A 23,964-nucleotide genomic window follows, 5' to 3' on the forward strand; every position below is an offset into this window, starting at 1 on the left:
GTGGTAAGGGGGCTTGCTGTGGCGAGGGAGCTTGCTCCCGCTGGAGTGCGCAGCGCTCCCGCTTTTTTTGGGGCCGCTGCGCAGCCCAGCGGGAGCAAGCTCCCTCGCCACAGCAAGCCCCTTTGCCACAACAAGTCCCTCATCACAAAAAGGTGCTTATCGCACAGGCATCAAGCCCCGTGGCACTTCTTGAATTTCTTCGCGCTGCCGCACGGGCAAGGATCATTACGACCCACGTCCTTCAAGGTGTTGCGCACCGGCTCCTGGTGAGCGTGGCCGCAGTTCGGGCCGTGGACATGGCCGTGGTCGTGATCATGGTGATCGTGATCGTGGTTGCAGTCAGGACCATGGACATGGGGTTGCTGAGTCATCGATGTCGCTCCGGAATAAAATCGCCGGGGATTATCTCGCCATTGCGCAGCACCTGCACGTCGTTCCCGATAAATAAACCGGTTTTCAACTCGCCTTCAAGACGATAGGGCACGGGCTCCCGTGGATTTTTCAACATATCGACCACATCGCGGATTTGTGGCCACAGGTTGGTACGCACCGAAATCCGGAAGAAAGCGTGGCTGTGGGGCGGCACGGTCAGCCATTCGTTGGACTCGCCTTCGGTCAGCACCATCGTGCCCAGGCTGACCTTGTACACCAGGCCGCGCACGGTCAAATCGTTGTCGTCGCGGTTATCCACGCGAAAGTACAACTTGAACTTCTGCTCCAGCAATTTGACCCGCACGGGGTCAACCTTCACCAGGCGCACTTCGGGGGCGGGGGCATCGTCGGCGAACCAGGACGCGCAGCCGGAAAGCCCTAGCATCAATGCCAGCAGAAGGCTGTAAGTCCTGGATACCCGCGCCTGAGAAACCATGCCGTTACTCCGTATGAAGAGTCAGCATAGCAAGCGTGAGCCTACTGGGTATCAATGAATGTCAGAGGTAGCTGGAACAGCACTTCTTGAATTTCTGCCCGCTTCCGCACAGGCAGGCGTCATTGCGTCCGGCCTTCACGTCTACCGTCGGGTCGATGAAGTACCAGTGTTCATTGTTCTGTACGAATGACGAGCGCTCGCGGTGGCTGTGTTCGCCAGTGCTGTCGTGCCAGCGGGCGGTGAAGGTCACGAAGGCATGTTCCGGCTGGCCGCCGAACACCTCGGAGCTTTCCACCGTCAGGCCCAGCCAGGTGCTTTGGGCGCTCCAGGCACCGATGGCAGTCGTGTCCAGCCCGGATTGTTGCGCAGGCAGGGTGGTTGCCACCAGGTAGTCCACCAGGCCCAGCACATAGGCGCTGTAGCGCGAGCGCATCAAGGCTTCGGCGCAGGGCGCCGGGTGGCCAGCGTGATAGTGGCCGCAGCAGGCATCCAGCAGGTTGCCGCTGCCGCAAGGGCAAATGGATGTACTCATCGGGTTACCACCAATACTTTCCGAAGTTTTGCGGATTGGCCCAGAAGCGGGCGTTCAGCCAATCCGGCACCTGTTTATAGTCAAGCAGATCATAGGTAAACAGCGTCAAAACCTGATCGTCACGCTGGAAACGCTCGCTGGCTTGCAGGGCCAGGGAGAAGAAGTCGGTGTCTTTCCAGTGGCAGGCGGCGAGGTCCACCAGCACTGCAATGCGGCTGGCATTGAGGTTGCGGATGCCGCCGAGCAGGGTCAGGCCCGCAGGTTTTGACAGGTGTTCCAGGCAGTCGACCACCAGCGCCAGGTCGAAACGCTGGGCCGCGAGGTCGGCGGGCAAGGCGCCGGGCTCGGCAAAGGACACCACGGTATCCGGGTGTGCCTCCTTGAACGCATCCAGCGCCGGGAACTGGCTGGCACCCAATAAAAGCAGGCGTTTGGGCGCGTGTAGATCAAGCAGCGCGGCGAGCGCTTGCTGGGGTGTACGGGCAGAAATACCGGCGGTCATCGAAGATCCTCACATCAGGACCGTAGAGACTAGCCTGCCTGAGCGTGCGGGCCTAGAGCGGGCGGCGAGAATAAACAGCCCGGCCCAATGAATACAGGGGTGTGACACGCTGGCGCAGATGAAAAGAGCCGTCTTTACTCCACTCGTCGGCCCCCGCCGATCCCCTCAGGAGAAAGTCAGATGAGCATCATGCGGACAGCTCTACCCTTGGTTCTGCTAACCGGAGTATTGACAGGTTGCGCAGGCTTGCAAAAAACCGACTGGCCCACGTGTGCCGCAGTAGGCGGTGTGACGGGTGCTGCCATTGGCGCCACCGAAAGCTCAGCCTATGCGGGCTATGGCGCGTTGCTGATCGGCGGCATGGCTGGCGCCTATTGCTGGGTGCATGGCGATGGTGACGAAGACGGCGACGGTGTGCCGGACAGTCGCGACAAGTGCCCAGGCACGCCTAAAGGGGTGCAGGTCGATGCCAATGGCTGCCCACCCGTGCCGGTAGCGGTGGTTCAAGAAGAAGTCGTGGTGGTCAAGGAAGAAACCATCGTGATTCGTGACGTGCACTTCGAGTTCGACTCGGCCAAGCTGACCGCCGCCGACAAAACCAAGCTCGACACCATCGCGACCCGTCTGAAAAAAGAGGCCCCCAGCGCGCAACTGCGGGTCAGCGGGCACACAGACAGCGTCGGTAAAGACGCCTACAACCAAAAACTCTCTGAACGACGCGCTCATTCGGTGACCGACTACCTGGTCAGTTCCGGCATCCCGCGCAGCAGTTTTGTCTCGGTGACCGGCGCCGGTGAAAGCCATCCGGTGGCGGATAACAAAACCGCTGACGGCCGCGCGCTAAACCGCCGCGTGGAAATCCAGATCAACCGCTGACACACCCTCAAGCCCCCTGTGGGATCCCACAGGGGGCCCTTCATCAATTTTTTTAACCTTCACTGGCACAACGCCTGTAGAAGTCGTTACTGTGCGCCCAAAGAATAATGTGCAAGGGGAGCGTGCGGGATGAAGGTGTTTTGGGGGCTGGGGAAGTTTTTGACGTTGCTGTTCTGGGTCGTGGTGGTGGTCAATCTGTTCTCGCCGCTGATCAACCCGTTCCACCTGTTGGTCAGTCTGGCCGGCAGCCTGTTGTTGTTGACCCATCTTCTTGAACTGCTGTTGTTCAACGGCAGTGTGAAAAACCGTGCCCATCCCTGGCGTGACCGCTTGCAGATCCTGCTGGTGGGTATGTTCCATGTGCAGAGCTTTTCGACGCCGACACCGGCTAATGATGTAAACAAGGAGGCCAATCATGCGTAAGGTTTTTCTGTTGGCCCTGTTGGTCAGCCCCATTGCCCTGGCCCAGAGCGTCAGCGTCGAGACCAACTCGTTGATGCGCCTGCCCAACAGCAGCGGCGTTTTGCAGCTGGAGCGGCTGGATGTGGCGGATTACGGCACCTTGCTGATTCCTGCCAATATCACCCAGGTAACGGTGGATGAGCTGCACCTGGGCCGCGAAGCGCGGATCGCCATTGTGCCCGGCAGCACCGCACTGCAATTGCAGGTGCGCCAGGCGCAGCTGGAGCATGGCAGCCAGATCACCTCCCGGGGTGCGCCAGGTACCCATGAGCGTCCGGCCAAGGCTGGGCGCGATTTGATCTTGCGCATTAACTCGCTGACGGCGGATGAGTTGTCGGTGGATGCCCGTGGCGGTGCCGGTGCCCAAGGGTATGCCGGGCTGGACGGTGCCAACGGCGAAGACCCGGGTTGCACCTGGGGCTCGGCCGGGCGCGGCGCCAATGGCGACAACGGTGGCGACGGGCTGCCGGGTGCGGCGGGTGCGCAGGTTCGGGTCGAGTTGCCACAGGACTTCCCGGGGGAAAAGATCAAGGTTTGGGTGGACGGCGGTGCCGGTGGCTTGGCGGGCACGGCGGGTAAGCCGGGTAAGGGCGGGCAGTCCAAGGGTTGCCTGGTGTACCGCGCCGATGGCGGCGAGAAGGGCCGGGCCGGGTTGGAAGGCCAGCCGGGGCCAGCGGGGCCTGCGGGCGCTGTGACCGTCCAGAGATTGTAAGTCGCCAGTACCGGCCTCATCGCGGGCAAGCTCGGCTCCCACAGGGAAATGCTTTCCAAATGTGGGAGCCGGGCTTGCCCGCGATGAGGCCCGAAAGGACGCCTCAGAACATCGGCCGAGCCGAAGCAATCGCCACCAGCACCAACCCCACAATCAAGTTAATCCCCACCAGCTTACGAATCTGCCCCAACGCCGCCGCCCCGGCCGGCCAATCCTCAGCCGCCACCGCCGTGCGCAACTCCGGCAGCTTCAACGCCTGGATCCGGATAAACAGCGCTGTCATCACCACATACAAACCCATCATGATCTGCACATAGCGCGGCGCAGTCTCGAACCCGTTGAAGCGCAGTTGCAGCAGGCCGACACCGCTGATCGGTAACACCAGCACCGCGACCCAGACCCACACAAAAAAACGTTGAAACACATTTACCCAGAGTTTCAGCCGGGCAGGCCCGTCCAGCGCGGCCATGGCGGCGGGGCGCAGGATCATCCAGGCGAAAAACATACCGCCGACCCAGATCAGGGCGGCCAGTACATGCAGGGTATAAGCAAGGCTAAACACGGTCATTGAGGTACTCCGTTCTGCGCGGGATTAATTAGCGGGGTATGATAGCGGCCGATCCGAACCACTGAAAATTTATCCAGCGTTTTTTGCGCCCGACTATCCATGATCAGCACTGAACTCAAAACCACGATCCAGGGCGCCTACTCGCGTTTTCTCGAAGCCAAGAGCTTGAAACCGCGGTACGGCCAGCGCCTGATGATCGCCGAAGTAGCCAAGGTCCTCGGGGATATCGACACCGACGACGAAGGCCGGCGCAGTGGCGACCCTGCGGTGGTGGCCGTCGAGGCCGGCACCGGTACCGGGAAAACCGTGGCTTACAGCCTGGCGGCGATCCCTACCGCCAAGGCGGCCGGCAAGCGCCTGGTGATTGCCACCGCCACCGTCGCCCTGCAAGAGCAGATTGTCTACAAAGACCTGCCCGACCTGATGCGCAACAGCGGCCTGAATTTCACCTTCGCCCTGGCCAAGGGCCGTGGGCGCTACATGTGCCTGTCCAAGCTCGACGTCTTGTTGCAGGAAGGCCACGCGCAAACCGCCACGGCCTCGCTGTTCGAAGAAGAAGGCTTCAAGATCGAAGTCGATGAGGTCAGTCAGAAGCTGTTTACCAGCATGATCGAGAAACTGGCGGGCAATAAATGGGACGGCGACCGCGACAGTTGGCCCAACGCCCTGGAAGACGCCGACTGGGCGCGCCTGACCACCGATCACAGCCAGTGCACCAACCGTCATTGCCCCAACTTCGGCCAGTGCGCCTTCTACAAGGCCCGCGAAGGCATGGGCAAGGTCGACGTTATTGTCACCAACCATGACATGGTCCTCGCCGACCTGGCCCTCGGCGGCGGCGCCGTATTGCCCGACCCGCGCGACACACTCTACGTGTTCGACGAAGGCCATCACCTGCCCGACAAGGCCATCGGCCACTTTGCCCACTACACGCGTCTGCGCTCTACCGCCGACTGGCTGGAAACCACTGCCAAGAACCTCACCAAGTTGCTCGCCCAGCATCCGTTGCCGGGCGACCTGGGCAAGTTGATCGAGCAGGTGCCGGAGCTGGCGCGGGAAATCAAGACCCAGCAGCAATTCATGTTCAGCGCCTGCGAACAGGTGGCAGACTTCAAACCCGGCGAAGACGTGGAAGGCCGCGAGCGGCCGCGTCATCGTTTCGTCGGCGGGCTGATTCCCGAGCACATGCGCGAGATGGGTGTCGAGCTGAAGAAGGGCTTTTCGCGCCTGACCGACCTGTTCACCCGCCTCACCGACCTGCTCAAGGAAGGCATGGACGGCGAGGTCAACATCGGCATCGCCAGCAACCAGGCCGAAGAATGGTACCCGCTGTTTGGCAGCCTGCTGTCCCGCTCCCAGGGCAACTGGGAGCTGTGGACTGCCTTTACCGTCGAAGACCCGGAAGACAACCCGCCCATGGCCCGTTGGCTGACCTTGTCGGAAAGCGGTGCGCTGTTCGATATCGAGGTCAACGCCAGCCCGATCCTGGCGGCGGAAATGCTCCGGCGTAACCTGTGGAACGTGGCCTACGGCGCCCTGGTCACCTCGGCTACGCTGACGGCCCTCGGCACCTTCGACCGCTTCCGCATGCGCGCCGGGTTGCCGAAAAAGGCCGTCACCGCCGTGGTGCCGAGCCCGTTCCATCATGCCGACGCCGGTGTGCTGCGGGTGCCGGACCTCAAGGCCGACCCGCGGGATGCGCCGGCCCACACGGCGGCGATCATCCGCGACCTGCCGTCGCTGGTGGAAGGCTCCCGGGGCACTCTGGTGCTGTTCTCGTCCCGCAAACAGATGCAGGACGTGTTCGACGGCCTCGACCGTGACTGGCGCAAGCAGGTGTTTATCCAGGGCAACCTGTCGAAACAGGAAACCCTGAACAAGCACAAGGCGCGGGTGGATGGCGGCGATTCCAGCGTGCTGTTCGGCCTGGCGAGTTTTGCCGAGGGTGTGGATTTGCCGGGCGCCTACTGTGAACACGTGGTGATCGCCAAGATCCCGTTCTCGGTGCCGGATGATCCGGTGGAGGCCGCGCTGGCCGAGTGGATCGAGGCCCGGGGCGGCAATCCGTTCATGGAAATCTCGGTGCCGGACGCTTCCCTGAAGCTGGTCCAGGCCTGCGGACGCCTGCTGCGTACCGAAGAAGATCGCGGCACCATCACCTTGCTTGACCGGCGCCTGGTCACCCAGCGCTACGGCAAAGCTATCCTGAATGCTTTGCCGCCGTTTCGGCGGGAAATTTCTTAAGACTCGGTGGGCGAAATCGCCCACTTCGTGGTCTATCTCACCATTGCTTCACGTCATCAGGCCAGTCACCGGCCGTTTGGGAGAACCTTGTTCACATGATTCGCACGCTGCCCGCTGTTTTTGCCTTGTTGTTTGCCGCGCCCTTGCTGGCTGCGCCTGCGGGGCAACAAACGTTGTTCAACTTTGTACGGCCCGCCGATGTGGTCAAGGTAGCGACCCAGGACGCCAGCCTGCCGCAATACAACGCCGAACAAACCCCTGAAGGCGAGGTGCTGCGCCGTATTACCTTCAACCCGGCGGCCGAGCCGAGCCTGGTACTCAGCCCGCAAACCGGCGCCTGGGACTGGTCGCAATCCGGTGCCATGAGCTTGCGCATCCAGAGTGCGATGGACTGGGCGTTGACCCTGTACGTCAAGGTGCAGAGCAATGACGGCCGGACGCTGTTCAGTCGTATCGACCTGCCGGCCGGCCCGGCGCAGACGCTGCTGATTCCGCTGCAAGCCAACTCGCCGCTGAGCCAGGGCATGAAGGCCGGCCCGCCGATGCCGATCACCGTCGACGGCCAGCGCGTGTTGCTGGCCAGCAGCGAAGGGGAGATCGATCGCAGCCAGATCGTGTCGGTAACCCTGTCGATGATCAAACCCAATGTCGCCCAAAGCATCTTGCTGGAGCGCTTCGGCGTGCAGGACATCGAGCCGGTGCTCAAGGCCACCTACAGCGACCTGGTGGATGCCTACGGGCAGTCCACCCGCGCCAGGTGGCCGGAAAAAGTCAGCAGCGACGACCAGTTGAGGGTCGCGGCGGTCAAGGAACAGCAACAGCTCAAGGGCTGGCTGGCCGAGCGCGACAAGGCTTCCCTGGACAAATTCGGCGGCTGGAACAAGGGCCCGGCCTTTGACGCCAGCGGCTTTTTCCGCACCGAGAAGCGCGACGGGCGCTGGTACCTGGTGACTCCGGAAGGCCATCCGTTCTACTCCCTGGGCGTCAACACCGTGGCCCCGGACAACAGCCAGACCTACGTCGCCGGCCGCGAATGGATGTTTGCCGCGCTGCCCAAGGCTGGTGAGCCCTTTGATAAGTACTACGGCAGCGGCGATAACCGTGGCGGCAATGGTGCCGATCAGGGCCGCAGCTTTAATGTCGGGCGCTGGTACGATTTTTACGGCGCCAACCTGCAGCGCACGTTTGCTCAACCCTGTGTGCCGCCAGCGCCTTGCGCCCCGGAAGGCTTCGACCAGAAACGTTGGGTGACCCATGCGCTGGATCGCCTGCAAGCCTGGGGTTTCAACACCGTGGGCAACTGGAGTGCGCCGCAGTTGGCCACCGCTGACCGCGTGCCTTACACCTTGCCGCTGTCGATCGTCGGCGATTACGCGAGCATCAGCACCGGCACCGATTGGTGGGGCGGCATGCCCGATCCGTTCGACCCGCGCTTCGCCATGGCCACCGAACGTGCGGTGGCGATTGCCGCCCGTGACCATCGCGATGACCCGTGGCTGATCGGTTTCTTTGCCGACAACGAACTGGCCTGGGCCGGTCCCGGTGATGATCCGAAGTCCCGCTACGCCCTGGCCTACGGCACGTTGCGCATGACCACCGACGTTCCGGCCAAGCGCGCATTTCTCAAGCAACTGCGGGACAAGTACCGCAACCAGGCCGGCCTGTCCAAAGCCTGGGGCATTGACCTGCCGGCCTGGGAGTTGATGGAAGACCCGGGCTTCGTGCCGCCCATGCCGAACCCCGAGCACCCGGAAATCGAAGCAGACTTCAAATACTTCCAGAAGACCTTCGCCGATGCGTACTTCAAGACCATCTCCGATTCGCTGAAATGGCATGCGCCCAACCAGTTGTTGCTGGGTGGGCGTTACGCTGTCAGCACCCCGGAAGCCGTGGCGTCCTGCGCGCAATATTGCGATGTACTGAGTTTCAACATGTACACCCTCAAACCTCAGGATGGCTACGATTTCGCGGCACTGCGCGAGTTGGACAAGCCGGTGCTGATCACCGAATTCAACTTTGGCTCGGCGGACCGTGGCCCGTTCTGGGGTGGCGTAACGCAGTTGGCCAGGGAAGAGGATCGCGGGGCTGCCTACGCCAACTTCCTCAAGCAGGCCATGGCCGAGCCGTCGATTGTCGGCGTGCATTGGTTCCAGTACCTGGACCAGCCGGTAACCGGTCGTCTGCTGGACGGCGAAAACGGCCACTTCGGCCTGGTGGGCATCACCGATGTGCCGTTCCAGGGCTTTGTTGACAGTGTTCGCAAAAGTAACCTGGCGGCGGTCGACCAGTTGGGCAAGGAGGCCGAAAAGGCCAAGGTGTCCAGCGCGGTCCACACCGGTGAAGGCGGTAAACCGGGGCATGAGGGCAACGCGGCTGGGCCTGGGGCAGAGCATGCCGGCGGACACTCGGGCAAGGGTCATTGATGGGGCCTGATCGACGAGTGCGGGTTCACAAAACACTCAATGGCTGGAACAATGTCGGCCACTTTTTGCGGTACTTTTCCGAGGGGGTTTAGGTGCAGATTCAGGGTCATTACGAGCTTCAATTCGAAGCGGTGCGTGAAGCCTTTGCCGCGCTGTTCGACGACCCTCAGGAGCGTGGCGCCGCGCTGTGCATCCAGATCGGTGGCGAAACCGTCGTCGACCTGTGGGCCGGTACCGCCGACAAGGACGGTGCCGAGGCCTGGCACAGCGATACCATCGCCAACCTGTTCTCCTGCACCAAGACGTTCACTGCCGTCACGGCGCTGCAACTGGTAGCCGAAGGCAAGCTGCAGCTGGATGCGCCGGTCGCCCGATACTGGCCGGAGTTCGCTGCCGCCGGCAAAGAAGCCATCACCCTGCGCCATCTGCTCTGCCATCAGGCCGGGTTGCCGGCCCTGCGTGAAACGCTGCCCGCCGAAGCCCTGTACGACTGGCAGATGATGGTCGACGCCCTCGCGGGCGAAGCGCCGTGGTGGAAACTCGGGGAAGGCCATGGCTATGCGGCGATTACCTACGGCTGGCTGGTGGGCGAATTGCTCCGTCGTGCTGACGGTCGTGGGCCGGGCGAGTCCATCGTGGCCCGGGTTGCACGGCCGTTGGGCCTGGACTTTCATGTGGGCCTGGCCGACGAAGAGTTTTATCGTGTTGCCCATATAGCCCGGGGCAAGGGCAATGTAGGCGATGAAGCGGCACAACGTTTACTTCAAGTAACGATGCGCGAGCCGATGGCGATGACTACCCGTGCATTTACCAACCCACCGTCTATTCTGACCAGCACTAATAAACCCGAATGGCGGCGTATGCAGCAGCCAGCGGCAAATGGTCACGGTAATGCGCGAAGTCTCGCGGGTTTTTATAGTGGACTGCTCGACGGTAGTTTGCTGGAAGCCGATATGCTTGAAGAATTGACCCGCGAACACAGTATCGGCCCGGATAAAACCTTATTGACACAAACCCGCTTTGGCCTGGGCTGCATGTTGGATCAGCCGCAGGTGCCAAACGCTACGTTCGGCCTTGGCCCACGGGCCTTTGGGCATCCCGGGGCAGGGGGTTCGGTGGGTTTTGCCGACCCGGAACATGATGTAGCCTTTGGTTTTGTGACCAATACATTGGGGCCTTATGTACTTATGGACCCACGGGCGCAAAAGTTGGTAAGAATATTGGCCGGTTGTCTGTAAATAGCTTGCTGTTCGGCGTTTTTTTGTTACAAAGACACCTACAAAAAGACGCTAGGCGAAATGTTGTAACTTTAATGTTCCAGAAGCGTCTGTTTAACGGGTCATTCAGGCCCCTGATTTTTTCTCATTTTGTGGATATCTCATGTTATCGAACAAGTCCTTGGCACTGGCGCTATGCCTCACTATTACTGGCTGTGCACAAACCCCACAAAATGATGCCGAAGGTGGGCATTGGTGGTCATTTGGCTCCGATAAGGCTGCTACCAAGGACGCAGTGAGCCAAGCCGACACCAAACCGGATGCCAAACCGGCCGTGGTTGCCAAGGCGCCTGCGCCGGTAGCACCTGCCGCTGCGGCACCGGCACCGGCACCGGCACCTGCGCCAGCACCGGCACCGGTTGCCAAGGCGGATACCGGCTCCAGCTGGTGGCCGTTCTCGTCGAAAGCCGACGATGCCAAGGCTGACCTGAAAGCCGACCTCAAGGCGGCAACGCCTGCGACCGGCGCACCGGCTGCCGCGCCAGCTGCTGCCCCTGCCGTTGCCAAGACAGATACCGATACCAAGTGGTGGTGGCCGTTCGAAAGCAAGCCAAAACCGTTGGCCAAGGTCGACGTTGCCAATATCCCGATGCCTGATCCAAAGATCACCCAGGCCTGGCTGGACGATTACGAGCCGCGCCTGCGTACCGCAATCAAGGACAGCAACCTGCAACTGGAGCGTCGTGACAACGTATTGGTCGTGATTGCCCCGGTCGACGGCTCCTACAACCCGAAACGCCCGGCGATGTTGCTGCCGGTGACCCTGGGTCCATTCACCCGCGTTGCCAAGGCCGTTGAAGGCGATCCGAAAACCGCCGTACTGGTACTGGGCCACGTCGATACCTCGGGTGCCGAGCCGGTAAGCCAGGCCCTGACCAAGGAGCGTGCGCAGTCCATCGCCTCGATCTTCAGCCTCAGCGGCCTGAAGCAGGACCGCCTGATGCTGCGTGGCATGGGCGACCTGATGCCGCGTGCCGCCAACGACAGCACCCAGGGCCGTGCCCTGAACCGTCGCATGGAAATCATGTTCACCCAGCGCACCACCATGCTGGCCCTGCTGAGCAAGTACAACTCGGCCAACCCGCCGAAGGCTGAAATGGTTGCTGTGCAGGACGTTCCTGCTCCAGCGGCTGCTCCGGTCAAAAAAGCTGCCCCGGCGAAAAAACCGGTCGCCAAGAAAGCCGCCGCCAAACCGGCTGCCAAGAAGGCCCCGGCCAAGCCAGCCGCCAAGAAACCGGCCCCAGCCAAGGCCGCCGCTCCAGCCGCTTCGAACGACCAGGCAAAAAACTGATTATTTGAGCCAGAAGGATAAAGCCGCATGACCCAGGCACTGGCCGATATGCGCCGTGACTACACACGGGACGGTTTGAGCGAGGCCCAGGCCCCGGACGAACCGTTTGCCTTGTTCCACCAGTGGTTCAGTGACGCGGTGAAAACCGAGCAGCCACCGGTGGAGGCCAATGCCATGACCCTGGCAACGGTCGACCAGGACGGGCGCCCCCATTGCCGGATCCTGCTGCTCAAAGGGCTGGATACACAGGGCTTTACCTTCTTCACCAACTATCAGAGCGCCAAGGGCGAACAGCTCGCGACGCGCCCGTTTGCCGCCATGACCTTCTTCTGGCCGACCCTGGAACGTCAGGTACGCATCGAAGGTCGTGTGGTCAAGGTCACGCCCGAGGAGTCGGATGCTTACTTCCAGGTCCGTCCCCTGGGCAGCCGCCTGGGTGCCTGGGCTTCACCGCAAAGCCAGGTGATCCGGGACCGCGAAGAATTGCAGGACCTGCTCAAGGCCACCGAACAACGCTTCAGTGATACCCAACCGGACTGCCCCGAGCATTGGGGTGGATATCGCCTGCTGCCGGAGCGCATCGAGTTCTGGCAAGGCCGCGCGAGTCGTTTGCACGACCGCTTGAACTACCGCTTGCAGGGTGCCGACTGGACCCGTGAGCGTCTGGCGCCCTGAGCCCACCTTTCGTCACCTCGCCTGAATGTAGCGCTGCACGCCGGAGTCTCTAGTCAGAGGCTTTGAAGGTGTAGCGCTGCGCCGCGTTTTGCAGCCATTCGCTACAATGATGAAACAGTCCACGAAGATGTTGATGACGGTGAGGTTTATACCGTTCGTCGAGTTTTTCGGTACAGGCAGACTGTACTAAGGCTGAATGAAACCAATTTTCTGCCCGGCATGGCGTGACAGGCAGCAAGCCGCAGCGGTTTAATGAATACCTGTCCTTTGGAGTTGATGCTATGCGTAAGTCTGTTTTACTGGTTGCCTGCTTTACCACCCTGTCGTTGCTGCTGGGTGGCTGCGCCTCGAGTCTGACCGGCGACTCGTACTCCCGTGACGAAGCACGTCGCGTGCAAACTGTACGCATGGGCACCATCGAATCCCTGCGTCCGGTGAAAATCGAAGGCACCAAGACCCCAATCGGCGGCGTGGCTGGCGCAGTGGTTGGTGGTGTTGGTGGCAGCGCTATCGGTGGGGGCCGTGGCAGTATCGTCACCGGCGTGATCGGTGCCGTCGCCGGTGGCCTGCTGGGTTCTGCTGCAGAAGAGGGCCTGACCCGCACCCAGGGTGTGGAAGTTACCGTCCGTGAAGACGATGGCAGCATGCGCGCCTACGTCCAGGCCGTTGACCCGAACGAAGTCTTCCGTATCGGCGACCGCGTTCGCATCATGACCGTGAACGGGACCAGCCGCGTTACTCGTTAAGAGTAAGGTTGCAGGCAAAGAAAAACCCCAACCGGGTGACTGGTTGGGGTTTTTTGTTGGGCGTATGTCTTGCGGGCTCAGGTAAACATCTGGATATCGTCAAGCGTGTCTTGGACGGCACCACTCAGAAACGGTGATTTTGTTTTTGCTTGTTGCAGTGCTGGCGAAATTTTCGCCATGTCCAGCTGACCGAAGCGCCGCGCGATGTGGCCTATCGCAATGATGGCAGCTGACGCGATGTCCTCGTCGTCATTACTCACATACCGGAGGCAGGTTTCTTGTGCCCACGTAGCGTCTGTCTCGTTGAGGCCAATGGATATCAGGGCTTCTGTGATCTTGTTTAGGTCGTTGGTGGCTAGAAGGCTTATAGCTTCATCGTGGCTCAAAGACGGGTCGTGATAACGCAAACTCATTTTTCAGCTCCTAGAATTTTTCCTTTTCGATCTGTTTTGTTCGCTTTTATTAAAGCGTTTTTCATCTCTTGTCTTAATTCACTCATACCGAGGGTGGCAGCGGGATCGATGGCAGGCGTCCAGATCAGCTCGACGCCGTCGCCCAAGTCCGCTACCTGTCGTGTGCCGCGCAGCGCAAACTGCACGACATCAACCATCTCCCAGTCGCGGTTTTCCCCTGTGTAAAAGGCGTATCCCTTAAGAGTCCCGTCAGCAAGTTGCTCGACGTGCAAGCGAACTCGTGTTCGCGCGCGTGGCATTGAGCGCAGTTGACGGTCGCTGTAGAGGGCGCTGTCGCCCAAGCTGGAGGGCCAGATAAGTGCTGCAATCCCAAGCATCAGGCCTGCGGCGACTGTTCCAGCACCGGCTGCGACGCTTGATGCCCCGCCGATCGCGGAACCGCCCAGTGCCAATGTTCCGAGCCCGGCCGGGAGGGCGCTGCCGCTGACCTTCTTGAGTGGCAGCAGCCCCTCACTGTCGGTTTCACGGCCACCAAGCAGCATGTGTTCGCCATAGTCCCCTATGCGATCAAGCGGTATGTAACCGGACGGATTGTTGTAGTCGATGAGGGCGTCGGGCAGGTTGCAGGACTTTGCGAACACGCATCCAACCACTGGGCAGTGGCGTTGGCGGCGACTCCACTTTGCGTCTGGCCTCGTAGGCCTCCTGTCGGGCAAGCATGGCTTCGTAGGCTCGCTGCCTGGCCTCTCGATCAGCCAGCTCGCGCTCGTTCATGTTCTCGAGCTTTCGGTAGCCCCCCGTGCCGGTCCCGTAGCATCGCCAGACTTGGGGTATGTCCTTGTTGTTTGCCATCGTGCCCTCCTGGCGTGTTGGCTAACGACGTCCGACGGTGGAGTCGGGAGCACGACGTTATGGCAAGCAGCGGAGGGTGGCTGTAGGACGGTTCTGTGAGATGGCGCCGAATGGGCCGAGAGGAGGTTGGAGCCGGCAGTCCGGCTCCAAAAAGCGATTACGCCTGAACGAGCACCTGCTTGCGACTGGCCATCGCCGTCACCGCATACCCGATCAACGCTGCCAATATGGACCCGGTCAGGATGCCCATCCGGTCCATACCCGCGTATTCACTGCTGCCCGGTAAAAACGCCAGTGAGCCAACAAACAGGCTCATGGTGAAGCCGATGCCGCACAGGATTGCCACGCCCAGCACTTGCCCCCAGTTGGCGCCGGCGGGCAGCGCGGCGAGGCCGGTTTTTACCATCACCCAGGTGAAGCCCAGCACGCCAACGGTCTTGCCCAGCAGCAGGCCGGCGGCGATGCCCATTGGCACGTGGTGGGTGAAGCTTTGGAGGTTGACGCCCGCCAGCGAGACGCCGGCATTCGCAAAGGCGAACAGCGGCAGGATCGCGTAGGCCACCCAAGGGTGCAGCGCGTGTTCCAGGGTGAGCAGCGGCGAAGGTTCGGCATTTTTGGTGCGCAACGGGATGCAGAACGCCAAGGTCACCCCGGCCAGCGTGGCGTGCACACCACTCTTGAGCACGCAGACCCACAGGATCAGCCCGACGATCATGTAGGGCCCCAGCTTGACGACACCGAGCCGGTTCATCGCAATCAACGCGATCAGGCACGCTGCTGCACCAGCCAATGAGGCCCCGGACAGGTCGGCGGAGTAGAAGAGGGCAATGACGATGATCGCGCCAAGGTCGTCAATGATGGCCAGGGTCATCAGGAACAGCTTCAGCGACACCGGCACACGCTTGCCCAGCAAGGCCAATACGCCCAGGGCGAAGGCGATATCGGTGGCCATGGGAATTGCCCAGCCGCCGAGGGCTGCCGGGTTGTCCTTGTTCAGCGCCCAGTAGATCAGCGCCGGCACCACCATGCCGCCGATGGCTGCCGCGCCGGGCAGTACGACTTGCGAGGGCTTGGACAGTTGGCCGTCGAGCAACTCGCGTTTTACTTCAAGGCCGATCAGCAGGAAGAACAGGGCCATCAGGCCATCGTTGATCCATAGCAGCGCCGGCTTGGCGATTTTCAGCGCGCCAATTTGTGCGACCACCGGCACGTCGAGAAAACTCGCGTAAAGGTGCGACAACGGTGAGTTGTTGATGATCAGCGCCAAAGCGGCAGCAGCGATCAGGAGCAGACCGCTGGCGGCTTCCAGCTGGAAGAAACGGGTGAAAGTGCTACGCAGAGGCAAGGGATGCTCTCCAATCAAAGTTCAATAGGTGGGTACCCTAACCCGTACCGTTAGTTGTTAAAACAAAAGTTATATTCTTATTTGTTATAAGAGATTGGCCTGATGAGTCCCACGGCAAACCCCGGAAATTGTGTGTCCAATTGAGTCATGACTGTATCTGTGTGGAGTGTAGGAAACATCCTAAGATCAGGTCTGAAATCCTTTGAGAAACCGATCATGAGCGACAATCGCCAATGGGCCCGCGAAGCCATTCGCATTATTGAAGCGGACTTCCAGCGCAGCGCCGACACCCACCTGATTCCCTTGCCGTTGCCGGGTTTGCCGGGTATCGAGTTGTATTTCAAGGATGAGTCCAGTCATCCCACCGGCAGCCTGAAACACCGGTTGGCACGTTCGTTGTTCCTTTATGCGTTGTGCAATGGCTGGCTCAAGCCCGGTGCGCCGGTGATCGAGGCATCCAGCGGATCCACGGCGATTTCCGAGGCGTACTTCGCCCGTCTGCTGGGCGTGCCGTTTATTGCGGTGATGCCGGCCACCACCTCCCAGGAGAAGATTGCGCAGATCGCGTTCTATGGTGGCAAGAGCCACCTGGTACAGGATCCGACGCAGATCTACGCCGAATCCGAACGCCTGGCGCAGGAAAGTGGCGGGCACTTCATGGACCAGTTCACCTACGCCGAGCGCGCCACCGACTGGCGGGCCAACAACAACATCGCCGAATCGATCTTTCAGCAGTTGCGCTTTGAACGTTACCCGGAGCCGAGCTGGCTGATTTCCAGCCCCGGCACGGGCGGCACCACGGCAACGCTGGGGCGTTATGTGCGTTATCGCCAGCACTGCACCCGGGTGTTGTGCGCGGACGCGGAGCGTTCGGTGTTTTTTGACTATTACCTGAGCGGCGACACCAGCCTGCGCCTGGAGTGTGGCTCGCGTATCGAGGGCATTGGCCGGCCTCGGGTTGAGGCGTCGTTCTTGCCCAAGGTGATTGATGCAATGGTCAAGGTGCCGGATGCGCTGTCCCTGGCCGCCATGCATTACCTGGCACAGCGCTTGGGGCGGCGAGTGGGCGGTTCCAGCGGCACCAACCTGATCGGTGCATTGATTGCGGCGCAGCAGATGAAGGCGGCGGGGGAGTCGGGCTCGATCGTGGCGATCTTGTGCGACGGGGGTGAGCGCTATGCCACGACTTATTACGATCAGGCCTGGCTGGCAGGGCAGGGGTATGAGCTGGAGGGTTTGATTGCGGCCGTTGCAGCCAGTGTCGAGCGGGGAGAAGTGCTGCCGGACAGCGTGTTGCGCGCCAATATCTGAAACACCCACTGTAGGAGCCGGCTTGCCGGCGATGGCGATCTTGAGGACGCCATCGCCGGCAAGCCGGCTCCTACAAGGTTTTAGGTCAGGTCTCGATACCCAACATATTCCGCGCCAACGCCTCGGCAATCCGAATTCCGTCGACACCCGCCGACAAAATCCCACCGGCATAACCGGCACCTTCACCCGCCGGGAACAAACCCTTCACGTTCAGGCTCTGCATCGACTCGTTACGGGTAATCCGCAGCGGCGACGAAGTGCGGGTCTCGATTCCGGTCAGCACCGCATCATGCAGCGAGTAGCCCTTGATCTGCTTCTCGAACGCCGGCAGTGCCTCGCGAATGGCTTCGATGGCAAAGTCCGGCAACGCCAGGGCCAAGTCGCCCAAGGCCACGCCGGGCTTGTAGGACGGCTCCACCGTACCGATGGCGGTGGACGGCTTGCCGGCAATGAAATCACCGACCAGTTGCGCCGGCGCTTCGTAGTTGCTGCCACCGAGGATGAACGCGTGGGATTCCAGGCGCTCCTGCAACTCGATGCCGGCCAGCGGGCCGCCCGGGTAATCCACTTCCGGGGTGATGCCCACCACGATCCCGGAGTTGGCGTTGCGCTCGTTACGCGAGTATTGGCTCATGCCGTTGGTCACTACGCGGTTCGGCTCGGACGTCGCTGCGACTACGGTGCCGCCCGGGCACATGCAGAAGCTGTACACCGAACGACCGTTCTTGGCGTGGTGCACCAGCTTGTAATCAGCCGCGCCGAGTTTCGGGTGGCCGGCATACTTGCCCAGGCGCGCGGCGTCGATCAGCGATTGCGGGTGTTCGATACGGAAGCCCACCGAGAACGGCTTGGCTTCCATGTACACGCCACGGCCGTGGAGCATGCGGAAGGTGTCACGGGCGCTGTGGCCGAGGGCCAGGATCACGTGTTTGGAGAGGATCTGTTCCCCGCCATCCACCACCACGCCGTTCAACTGGCCGTCTTCGATCAGCACGTCGGTGACCCGCTGCTCGAAACGCACTTCACCGCCCAGGGCGATGATCTGCTGGCGCATGTTTTCCACGACGCCGGTCAGGCGGAATGTACCGATGTGCGGCTTGCTGACGTAGAGGATTTCGTCCGGCGCGCCGGCCTTGACGAACTCGTGCAGCACCTTGCGGCCGTGGAATTTCGGGTCCTTGATCTGGCTGTAGAGCTTGCCGTCGGAGAACGTGCCGGCGCCGCCTTCACCAAATTGCACGTTGGATTCCGGGTTCAGCACGTTTTTGCGCCATAGGCCCCAGGTGTCCTTGGTGCGCTGGCGCACTTCGCGGCCGCGTTCAAGGATGATCGGCTTGAAGCCCATCTGTGCCAGCAACAGCCCGGCGAAGATCCCGCACGGGCCAAAACCCACCACAATCGGCCGCTCGGTCAGGCCTTCCGGCGCATGCCCCACGACTTTGTAGCTGATGTCCGGTGCCGGGTTGACGTTGCGGTCGTCGGCGAACTTGAGCAGCAAGGCCGCCTCGCCTTTGGCTTGCAAATCGATGGTGTAGATGAAGCACAGCTCCGACGACTTTTTGCGGGCGTCGTAGCTGCGTTTGAACAGGGTGAAATCGAGCAGGTCATCACTGGCGATGCCCAGGCGCTGCACGATGGCAGGCCGCAGGTCTTCTACGGGATGGTCGATGGGCAGCTTGAGTTCGGTGATTCGTAACATGACAGAAATCCGGTAGGCGGCGGGCAAAGAGGCCGGCTGTTTTGCAAACCGGCGATTATAAGCCCCAACTGCGGTTTCCCGTCATGTTAAAACAGCGCAGCGGGCAATCAGTCGTCCCGCGAACCGCCGAACGACGCGCAACCGCGCTGCACCTGGCCATTGACCCGCAGCTCGGCAGACATGTGTTGCAGGCTGCCGCTGGCGCTGTCGACACAGCGCTGCGGGGCCACCCACAGTTCGATGTGCTGGTTATTGGCTTCGGTCATCAGGTTGAACCGTCCGTCGCCTGATTGCTCTTCCACATAAGGTACGGCCAATGGCGGCTGGCCTTCGCGTTCCAGCACCATGCCCTTGGCGGTGACGTTCATGGCCCAGGCCGGCTTGTGGCCGTTGGCCCGCAGGATCATGCGCTTGAAGTCGGGGTCATCGCAGGCTGAGGTCGAGCGCTCGACGCGATACACCTGTTGCAGGTCCACCTTGCCTTCAGTGCCGCTGGCGACGCCGGAGAACTTGCCGCGTATGTCGGCAAACAGCGCGCCCTGCTGGCCGGCAAGAGAAGCGGCCTCCTGCAGGATGCTGGTGCCGCCGGTGTCGTTGACCACGTAGTTGCGTTTGTCGTTGCAGGGCTGGAACAGCAGTTTGTCACCCTGAGCCGTCAGCTCACCCTGCATGCGGGTCAGCCCGGCGAGAGAGGGCTTGGCCGGCTCGCTGTCGAACATCTGGCAGGCGGAGAACAAGGGCAACAGGGCAAATAAAACTAGGGTACGGGCGGCACGCATTATCGGGTCTCCTGATAAGTGCCGCCACGTTACGCAGGCTGGCGGTGCATCACAAGCCCGGGACACAGGTTGAATCAACCAACGATAAACGTCTGCCCGGTCTGTAGGCCTTCCACGCTTTTAGCGTAGGCCAGCGCCACTTCTGCACCCGGAGCGGGTTTGTACCCACGGAAGTACGGTGCATAGCTGCCCATGGCTTCCAGCAGCACCGTAGGGCTGACCGAGTTGATGCGCAGGCCGCGCGGCAGCTCAATGGCTGCGGCTTTTACGAAGGCATCCAGCGCGCCGTTGACCAGGGCTGCCGAGGCGCCGGTACGAATCGGGTCGCGGTTGAGAATGCCGCTGGTGAAGGTGAACGACGCGCCGTCGTTGGCGAACTCACGGCCAATCAACAGCAGGTTCACCTGGCCCATCAACTTGTCCTGCAGGCCCAGGTCAAAGTCGGCCTCGCTCATCTCGCCCAAGGGCACGAAGTTGACGCTGCCGGCGGCGCAGACCAGTGCGTCGAACTTGCCGGTTTGCTCGAACAGTTTGCGGATCGAGGCGCTGTCGCTGATATCGACCTGAAAGTCGCCGCTTTTGCGACCGATGCTGATCACTTCATGACGTTGTGACAGCTCTGCCTTGACCGCCGAGCCCACGGTGCCGCTTGCGCCAATCAACAGGATTTTCATCGTGCCTTCCTCCAGATATGTAGGTGAGATTTCAGTCTAGAGTGATTTTTCCTGAGGATAAGTGCACTAATAGGCAACCTTTGGTTTTCAAATGGAAACAATCCATGAGCGAAATGGATGACCTGGCGGCGTTTGCGGTGTTGATCGAAGCCGGCAGCTTTACCCTGGCGGCCCAGCAATTGGGCTGCAGCAAGGGGCAACTGTCCAAGCGCATCAGCCAGTTGGAGGCACAGTTTTCGGTGGTGTTGCTGCATCGAACCACCCGCCGTTTGAGTCTCACGGCGGCGGGCGCGGCGCTGTTGCCACAGGCTCAGGCGCTGGTGGTCCAGGTGGAGCGGGCGCGTCAGGCATTGGCCAGGCTCAAGGACGACCTGGTCGGCCCGGTGCGTATGACGGTTCCGGTTTCCCTTGGGGAAACCTTCTTCGACGGTCTGTTGCTGGAGTTTTCCCGGGAGTACCCGCAGGTGCAGATCGAGCTGGAACTCAACAACCAGTATCGAGACCTGGCACGGGACGGCTTCGACCTGGCGGTGCGCTCGGAAGTCGCGAATGACGAGCGATTGGTGGCCAAGCCGTTGCTGGCCTGGCATGAGATGACCTGCGCCAGCCCGGCGTACCTGGAGCAGCACGGCGAGCCGCTGACACCGGCTGAGCTGGTGGGCCACAACTGTTTACTGAACAGCCACTACAGCGGTCGTGAAGAGTGGCTGTACCACCAGCAACATGAGCTGTTGCGGGTTCGCGTTTCCGGGACCTTTGCCTCCAATCATTACAACTTGTTGAAGAAGGCTGCGCTGGTGGGGGCGGGCATCGCACGTTTGCCATCCTACGTGCTGCACGCGGAATTGGCTGACGGTCGCCTGCGCTGGCTCCTGCGGGATTATCAGACCCGCAGCATGCCGATGTACCTGGTCCATCCGTACCAGGGCGGGCTGCCACGGCGCACCCAGGTATTGGCGGATTATCTGGTGGGCTGGTTCAAGCGCAGCGGCGAAGCCCTGGATCGCCTTTAGCGGTAGCGCCGGGCGATCAGGTGATCAAGGGCGAAGCTGCCCGGCCCCTTGGCCATCAACAGCAACAGCAGCGCGATCCAGGTGCCGTGGGTCGGGTAGGCTTCCGGGTAGACGAACAGCTGGATGGTCAACGTCATGCCCAGCAACGCCAGTGCCGAGAAGCGCGTGGCAAACCCCACCAGGATCAGCACCGGGAAAAAGTGTTCAGCGAACGCGGCCATGTGCGCCGCTACTTCGGGCGACAGCAGCGGCACGTGGTACTCGCTGCGAAACAGCGGCAGTGTAGACGGCGCCAAGTGCGGCCAGCCCAGTTGGAAGGTGCCACCGATCAGGTCCACGGCGAAGCCTTCAACCTTGGTCTGGCCGGATTTCCAGAACACCGCTGCAATGGAGAAGCGTGCGACGAAGGCGATCAGGCTGTAGGGGATTTTCTCGAAGAGCTGAATGATCCGTTGGATCAGGCCGGGGGCGGTGGTGTTCATGGCGATACCTTTTGTTCTGTGTGCAAGTGGGTGATGGCGCCATGGCCGATCAGCAGGGCCAGGCATGAGTGCAGGTCAAATTCGGCGGCGGCATCGAGGGCGTAGGCCATGGCCATCCCCAGCGGCCAGCCGTTGTTCAGGCTGTTGATAAACGCTGCCGAGCCGCTGTCGATGTGAAATACCTGAACGTCCAGGCCGTTGCGCAGCACCAGCGCGCTTTGGGCGTGGAAGGGGTCGAGGGTGGCGAGGGATTCGTCCGTCTGGTGTGCGGCCCATAAAGCTACGACGGCATAGGCCGAGTTCAGGGTGGCCAATGACGGATGCAGTTGCAGGCGCAGATCGCTCAGGTCCGACTGCTGTTGCAGGGTGGCGATGACTTCCTGCTGATCCAGTGGCGTAGCGTCTGCCGCGTGATAGGCCCTGACCCGCAGCCGCTCCAGGCGAGCCACGTCAGCCAGGTACGGCACGCTGGCGGCGGGGGCGAAGCCCTGGATGAAGTCGGCCAGGTCGCCGCCGTACTCATTGATCAGCGGGCTTGTGGGCGGGAACTCCTGGACATACACGCCGGCCATCGCGCGAAAAAACTCATCGCCCACCAACTGCAGGGTCACCGGGTAGCCGGCGGCCAGGGCGTTGATCAGGGAGCTGTGAACATTGTTGCGATACACCGCAAAACGGCTGGCCGGGTCGGCGCCGTTGCGGCTGAACACACCTGGCGGGCACGTTTCGTCTGCCGACAACAGGGCGCTGGCAAATGCCTCCTGGCGGCTCATGTGCGCGCCTCCAGCAGATACCGCTCGGCCTGGCGCGCTTCGGCGTGCAGCACGCTGAAGGCCGGCACCTGGTTGTCGCGCTCGATCAGCGTGGCCACCGGCCCGGTGCGTGTGAGCACGTGCTGATACAGCTGCCATACCGCGTTGTCGATCGGCGCGCCGTGATCATCAATCAGCAGCCGGTCACCGAGGCTGTCGGTGTCTTCGGCAAAACCTGCCAGATGAATCTCGCCCACGGCGTGCAGCGGCAAGGCATCGATGTATTTCAGCGGGTCTTGCTGATGGTTGATGCACGACACATACACATTGTTCACGTCCAGCAGCAGCCCGCAGCCGGTGCGGCGGATCACTTCACTGATGAAGTCGGTCTCTTCCAGGGTGGAGCTCTGGAACTGCAGGTAGGTCGACGGATTCTCCAGCAGCATTGGCCGCTGCAGACGGGTTTGCACCTGGTCGATGTGCTCGCACACCCGCTTCAGGGTTTCATCGTCATACGCCAGGGGCAGCAAATCATTGAGAAACACCGGGCCGTGGCTGGACCAGGCCAGGTGTTCGGAAAAGGAGTGGGGTTGATAGCGTTCGATCAGCGTCGCAAGGCGCGTCAGGTGCTCGCTGTTCAGCGGACCTTCGCCGCCGATGGACAGGCCCACGCCGTGCAGCGACAGCGGGTACTGCTCGCGGATCAATCCCAGGTAATGATGGAAAGGCCCGCCGGCCACCATGTAGTTTTCGGCGTGGACTTCAAAAAAACCGATGTCGGGGGAAGTCTCGAGCACTTCACTGAAGTGCTCGTTCTTGAGTCCCAGCCCGGCCCGACGTGGGAGGCCGGGCGCCTGAGCCTGGGAGATGGAGGGGGTGCGTGAGAGCGTCATCGTCAGTACTCAGGCTGCGCAGGGTTTCAGGACTTGGCGGTGAAGGCCGCTTCCTGGCCGAAACCGGTTGGCGAGGTGGCGCTTGGGGTTTTCAGGCAGGTACCGGCCGGGACCAGTTTCCAGGCGTTGGCCTGATCCTTGACTTTCGAGGTGCCGGCGCAAGTGGTGCCAGCGCCTGCAGCGCAATCGTTCTTGCCGGCTTCGGCGACACCGAAGCATTTCTGCATGTCATCGGCGGCGTGGGCGGTGGTGGTCAGGGCGGACAGGCTCAGGGCCGAACCCAGGGCCAGGACGAGGGTAGCGGCGGACAGCGAGCGGGTTTTGGTAGTCATGGTGTATCTCCAGCAGTGGGTTGAGTTGGCAAGCATGTTCGCCTGCTTACACCACTAGAGAAAGGGGGAAGGGATTCGTTACAAACCTGGGGAAAATAATTTCTGGTTTCGCAAAACAAATGTGGGAGCTGGCTTGCCTGCGATGCTGACGCCTCGGTGTTTCAGGTACACCGAGGCGTCAGCATCGCAGGCAAGCCAGCTCCTACAGAGTCGGCATCAACCGCCCAGGTAAGCCATGCGCAC

General features: G+C 61.4%; 26 protein-coding genes. 11 read left to right on the forward strand and 15 right to left on the reverse strand.

What is annotated here, in order from left to right:
- Positions 1-170: 170 nt before the first annotated feature.
- The 4 genes from HX875_RS26810 to HX875_RS26825 all read right to left on the reverse strand — a co-directional run bounded on the left by HX875_RS26810 (position 171) and on the right by HX875_RS26825 (position 1,902).
- Positions 171-371, reverse strand: coding sequence for an SEC-C metal-binding domain-containing protein (locus tag HX875_RS26810; RefSeq protein WP_053254769.1), 201 nt, complete (start codon positions 369-371; stop codon positions 171-173).
- Positions 368-868: an LEA type 2 family protein gene (locus HX875_RS26815; protein WP_177047277.1), complete on the reverse strand. Its 501-nt coding sequence runs from the start codon at positions 866-868 to the stop codon at positions 368-370. Before HX875_RS26815 ends, HX875_RS26810 begins: the two co-directional genes overlap by 4 nt.
- A gap of 61 nt (positions 869-929) precedes the next feature.
- Positions 930-1,400 carry a YchJ family protein gene (locus HX875_RS26820; RefSeq protein WP_177047279.1) on the reverse strand — a complete coding sequence of 157 codons (471 nt, stop codon included), beginning with the start codon at positions 1,398-1,400 and terminating at the stop codon, positions 930-932.
- 4 nt (positions 1,401-1,404) lie between these two features.
- Complete coding sequence (locus tag HX875_RS26825; protein WP_177047281.1) at positions 1,405-1,902, reverse strand: DUF6231 family protein; 498 nt, start codon at positions 1,900-1,902, stop codon at positions 1,405-1,407.
- Positions 1,903-2,082: 180 nt separating this feature from the next.
- On the opposite strand from HX875_RS26825, the gene HX875_RS26830 reads away from it, so the two are divergent.
- From HX875_RS26830 to HX875_RS26840, 3 genes are all read left to right on the forward strand, one after another.
- Positions 2,083-2,778 (forward strand): OmpA family protein, encoded by a 696-nt coding sequence (locus tag HX875_RS26830; RefSeq protein WP_010176713.1) that lies wholly within the window; start codon positions 2,083-2,085, stop codon positions 2,776-2,778.
- Between the two features lie 129 nt (positions 2,779-2,907).
- Complete coding sequence (locus tag HX875_RS26835) at positions 2,908-3,201, forward strand: DUF1145 domain-containing protein (protein ID WP_177047283.1); 294 nt, start codon at positions 2,908-2,910, stop codon at positions 3,199-3,201.
- On the forward strand, positions 3,194-3,952 hold the full coding sequence (locus tag HX875_RS26840) for a collagen-like protein (RefSeq protein WP_177047285.1): 759 nt from the start codon (positions 3,194-3,196) through the stop codon (positions 3,950-3,952). The genes HX875_RS26835 and HX875_RS26840 overlap by 8 nt, the downstream gene beginning before the upstream one ends.
- 103 nt (positions 3,953-4,055) lie before the next feature.
- On the opposite strand, the gene HX875_RS26845 is transcribed toward HX875_RS26840, so the two are convergent.
- A complete protein-coding gene (locus HX875_RS26845; RefSeq protein WP_177047287.1) occupies positions 4,056-4,520 on the reverse strand; it encodes a CopD family protein in 465 nt (154 codons plus the stop codon).
- Between the two features lie 99 nt (positions 4,521-4,619).
- Here HX875_RS26845 and dinG point away from each other — a divergent pair, with 99 nt between their 5' ends.
- The 6 genes from dinG (at position 4,620) to HX875_RS26875 (ending at position 13,176) form a co-directional block, all read left to right on the forward strand.
- Positions 4,620-6,764 carry an ATP-dependent DNA helicase DinG gene (dinG, locus tag HX875_RS26850; protein ID WP_008432096.1) on the forward strand — a complete coding sequence of 715 codons (2,145 nt, stop codon included), beginning with the start codon at positions 4,620-4,622 and terminating at the stop codon, positions 6,762-6,764.
- Positions 6,765-6,859: 95 nt separating this feature from the next.
- Entirely contained in the window at positions 6,860-9,187 is a 2,328-nt protein-coding gene (locus HX875_RS26855) for a beta-galactosidase (RefSeq protein WP_177047288.1), read from the forward strand.
- A 92-nt stretch (positions 9,188-9,279) separates the two neighbouring features.
- Positions 9,280-10,425: a serine hydrolase domain-containing protein gene (locus HX875_RS26860; RefSeq protein WP_177047290.1), complete on the forward strand. Its 1,146-nt coding sequence runs from the start codon at positions 9,280-9,282 to the stop codon at positions 10,423-10,425.
- A 142-nt stretch (positions 10,426-10,567) separates the two neighbouring features.
- Positions 10,568-11,755 carry an OmpA family protein gene (locus tag HX875_RS26865; RefSeq protein ID WP_177047292.1) on the forward strand — a complete coding sequence of 396 codons (1,188 nt, stop codon included), beginning with the start codon at positions 10,568-10,570 and terminating at the stop codon, positions 11,753-11,755.
- A gap of 27 nt (positions 11,756-11,782) precedes the next feature.
- Positions 11,783-12,430, forward strand: a complete 648-nt coding sequence (gene pdxH, locus HX875_RS26870) for a pyridoxamine 5'-phosphate oxidase (protein ID WP_177047294.1) — start codon at positions 11,783-11,785, stop codon at positions 12,428-12,430.
- Positions 12,431-12,711: 281 nt separating this feature from the next.
- Entirely contained in the window at positions 12,712-13,176 is a 465-nt protein-coding gene (locus HX875_RS26875; RefSeq protein ID WP_010176704.1) for a glycine zipper 2TM domain-containing protein, read from the forward strand.
- 77 nt (positions 13,177-13,253) lie between these two features.
- On the opposite strand, the gene HX875_RS26880 is transcribed toward HX875_RS26875, so the two are convergent.
- The 3 genes from HX875_RS26880 to nhaA form a co-directional block, all read right to left on the reverse strand.
- Positions 13,254-13,589, reverse strand: coding sequence for a hypothetical protein (locus tag HX875_RS26880; RefSeq protein WP_177047296.1), 336 nt, complete (start codon positions 13,587-13,589; stop codon positions 13,254-13,256).
- The gene (locus HX875_RS26885) at positions 13,586-14,230 is read right to left on the reverse strand and encodes an S-type pyocin domain-containing protein (protein ID WP_371317266.1); all 645 of its coding nucleotides are present in this window, start codon (positions 14,228-14,230) and stop codon (positions 13,586-13,588) included. The genes HX875_RS26880 and HX875_RS26885 overlap by 4 nt, the downstream gene beginning before the upstream one ends.
- Before the next feature lie 368 nt (positions 14,231-14,598).
- Positions 14,599-15,786 carry a Na+/H+ antiporter NhaA gene (gene nhaA, locus HX875_RS26890; RefSeq protein ID WP_177047298.1) on the reverse strand — a complete coding sequence of 396 codons (1,188 nt, stop codon included), beginning with the start codon at positions 15,784-15,786 and terminating at the stop codon, positions 14,599-14,601.
- 213 nt (positions 15,787-15,999) lie between these two features.
- Here nhaA and HX875_RS26895 point away from each other — a divergent pair, with 213 nt between their 5' ends.
- The gene (locus HX875_RS26895) at positions 16,000-17,097 is read left to right on the forward strand and encodes a PLP-dependent cysteine synthase family protein (protein WP_177047311.1); all 1,098 of its coding nucleotides are present in this window, start codon (positions 16,000-16,002) and stop codon (positions 17,095-17,097) included.
- An 85-nt stretch (positions 17,098-17,182) separates the two neighbouring features.
- Here HX875_RS26895 and HX875_RS26900 read toward each other — a convergent pair whose 3' ends face one another.
- The 3 genes from HX875_RS26900 to HX875_RS26910 all read right to left on the reverse strand — a co-directional run bounded on the left by HX875_RS26900 (position 17,183) and on the right by HX875_RS26910 (position 20,264).
- A complete protein-coding gene (locus HX875_RS26900; protein WP_177047299.1) occupies positions 17,183-18,796 on the reverse strand; it encodes an NAD(P)/FAD-dependent oxidoreductase in 1,614 nt (537 codons plus the stop codon).
- Positions 18,797-18,903: 107 nt separating this feature from the next.
- Positions 18,904-19,575: a COG3650 family protein gene (locus HX875_RS26905; protein WP_177047301.1), complete on the reverse strand. Its 672-nt coding sequence runs from the start codon at positions 19,573-19,575 to the stop codon at positions 18,904-18,906.
- A 74-nt stretch (positions 19,576-19,649) separates the two neighbouring features.
- Complete coding sequence (locus HX875_RS26910; protein ID WP_256348179.1) at positions 19,650-20,264, reverse strand: short chain dehydrogenase; 615 nt, start codon at positions 20,262-20,264, stop codon at positions 19,650-19,652.
- Between the two features lie 89 nt (positions 20,265-20,353).
- Between HX875_RS26910 and HX875_RS26915 the strand changes: the two genes are divergently transcribed.
- Positions 20,354-21,262 carry a LysR family transcriptional regulator gene (locus HX875_RS26915; protein WP_003211675.1) on the forward strand — a complete coding sequence of 303 codons (909 nt, stop codon included), beginning with the start codon at positions 20,354-20,356 and terminating at the stop codon, positions 21,260-21,262.
- On the opposite strand, the gene HX875_RS26920 is transcribed toward HX875_RS26915, so the two are convergent.
- Genes HX875_RS26920 through HX875_RS26935 form a run of 4 tightly spaced genes read right to left on the reverse strand, consistent with a single transcriptional unit; the run spans position 21,259 to position 23,721 of the window.
- Positions 21,259-21,744 carry a DoxX family protein gene (locus HX875_RS26920; RefSeq protein WP_177047305.1) on the reverse strand — a complete coding sequence of 162 codons (486 nt, stop codon included), beginning with the start codon at positions 21,742-21,744 and terminating at the stop codon, positions 21,259-21,261. The two genes, HX875_RS26915 and HX875_RS26920, sit on opposite strands and share 4 nt — an antisense overlap.
- Positions 21,741-22,517 carry an HvfC/BufC N-terminal domain-containing protein gene (locus HX875_RS26925; RefSeq protein WP_177047307.1) on the reverse strand — a complete coding sequence of 259 codons (777 nt, stop codon included), beginning with the start codon at positions 22,515-22,517 and terminating at the stop codon, positions 21,741-21,743. The genes HX875_RS26920 and HX875_RS26925 overlap by 4 nt, the downstream gene beginning before the upstream one ends.
- On the reverse strand, positions 22,514-23,389 hold the full coding sequence (gene bufB / locus HX875_RS26930) for an MNIO family bufferin maturase (protein ID WP_177047309.1): 876 nt from the start codon (positions 23,387-23,389) through the stop codon (positions 22,514-22,516). The genes HX875_RS26925 and bufB overlap by 4 nt, the downstream gene beginning before the upstream one ends.
- Positions 23,390-23,415: 26 nt before the next feature.
- Positions 23,416-23,721 (reverse strand): BufA1 family periplasmic bufferin-type metallophore, encoded by a 306-nt coding sequence (locus HX875_RS26935; protein ID WP_010176692.1) that lies wholly within the window; start codon positions 23,719-23,721, stop codon positions 23,416-23,418.
- Between the last annotated feature and the right edge of the window lie 243 nt (positions 23,722-23,964).

Source organism: Pseudomonas yamanorum (assembly GCF_013386765.1).
In the GTDB taxonomy this organism is placed as follows: domain Bacteria; phylum Pseudomonadota; class Gammaproteobacteria; order Pseudomonadales; family Pseudomonadaceae; genus Aquipseudomonas; species Aquipseudomonas yamanorum_A.

What these genes read in the sequence shown, in the direction of transcription:
- HX875_RS26810 (WP_053254769.1), bottom strand. Translation starts at nt 371, where the DNA reads ATGACTCAGCAACCCCATGTCCATGGTCCTGACTGCAACCACGATCAC.
- HX875_RS26815 (WP_177047277.1), bottom strand. Translation starts at nt 868, where the DNA reads ATGGTTTCTCAGGCGCGGGTATCCAGGACTTACAGCCTTCTGCTGGCA.
- HX875_RS26820 (WP_177047279.1), bottom strand. Translation starts at nt 1,400, where the DNA reads ATGAGTACATCCATTTGCCCTTGCGGCAGCGGCAACCTGCTGGATGCC.
- HX875_RS26825 (WP_177047281.1), bottom strand. Translation starts at nt 1,902, where the DNA reads ATGACCGCCGGTATTTCTGCCCGTACACCCCAGCAAGCGCTCGCCGCG.
- HX875_RS26830 (WP_010176713.1), top strand. Translation starts at nt 2,083, where the DNA reads ATGAGCATCATGCGGACAGCTCTACCCTTGGTTCTGCTAACCGGAGTA.
- HX875_RS26835 (WP_177047283.1), top strand. Translation starts at nt 2,908, where the DNA reads ATGAAGGTGTTTTGGGGGCTGGGGAAGTTTTTGACGTTGCTGTTCTGG.
- HX875_RS26840 (WP_177047285.1), top strand. Translation starts at nt 3,194, where the DNA reads ATGCGTAAGGTTTTTCTGTTGGCCCTGTTGGTCAGCCCCATTGCCCTG.
- HX875_RS26845 (WP_177047287.1), bottom strand. Translation starts at nt 4,520, where the DNA reads ATGACCGTGTTTAGCCTTGCTTATACCCTGCATGTACTGGCCGCCCTG.
- dinG (WP_008432096.1), top strand. Translation starts at nt 4,620, where the DNA reads ATGATCAGCACTGAACTCAAAACCACGATCCAGGGCGCCTACTCGCGT.
- HX875_RS26855 (WP_177047288.1), top strand. Translation starts at nt 6,860, where the DNA reads ATGATTCGCACGCTGCCCGCTGTTTTTGCCTTGTTGTTTGCCGCGCCC.
- HX875_RS26865 (WP_177047292.1), top strand. Translation starts at nt 10,568, where the DNA reads ATGTTATCGAACAAGTCCTTGGCACTGGCGCTATGCCTCACTATTACT.
- pdxH (WP_177047294.1), top strand. Translation starts at nt 11,783, where the DNA reads ATGACCCAGGCACTGGCCGATATGCGCCGTGACTACACACGGGACGGT.
- HX875_RS26875 (WP_010176704.1), top strand. Translation starts at nt 12,712, where the DNA reads ATGCGTAAGTCTGTTTTACTGGTTGCCTGCTTTACCACCCTGTCGTTG.
- HX875_RS26880 (WP_177047296.1), bottom strand. Translation starts at nt 13,589, where the DNA reads ATGAGTTTGCGTTATCACGACCCGTCTTTGAGCCACGATGAAGCTATA.
- HX875_RS26900 (WP_177047299.1), bottom strand. Translation starts at nt 18,796, where the DNA reads ATGTTACGAATCACCGAACTCAAGCTGCCCATCGACCATCCCGTAGAA.
- HX875_RS26905 (WP_177047301.1), bottom strand. Translation starts at nt 19,575, where the DNA reads ATGCGTGCCGCCCGTACCCTAGTTTTATTTGCCCTGTTGCCCTTGTTC.
- HX875_RS26915 (WP_003211675.1), top strand. Translation starts at nt 20,354, where the DNA reads ATGAGCGAAATGGATGACCTGGCGGCGTTTGCGGTGTTGATCGAAGCC.
- HX875_RS26920 (WP_177047305.1), bottom strand. Translation starts at nt 21,744, where the DNA reads ATGAACACCACCGCCCCCGGCCTGATCCAACGGATCATTCAGCTCTTC.
- HX875_RS26925 (WP_177047307.1), bottom strand. Translation starts at nt 22,517, where the DNA reads ATGAGCCGCCAGGAGGCATTTGCCAGCGCCCTGTTGTCGGCAGACGAA.
- bufB (WP_177047309.1), bottom strand. Translation starts at nt 23,389, where the DNA reads ATGACGCTCTCACGCACCCCCTCCATCTCCCAGGCTCAGGCGCCCGGC.
- HX875_RS26935 (WP_010176692.1), bottom strand. Translation starts at nt 23,721, where the DNA reads ATGACTACCAAAACCCGCTCGCTGTCCGCCGCTACCCTCGTCCTGGCC.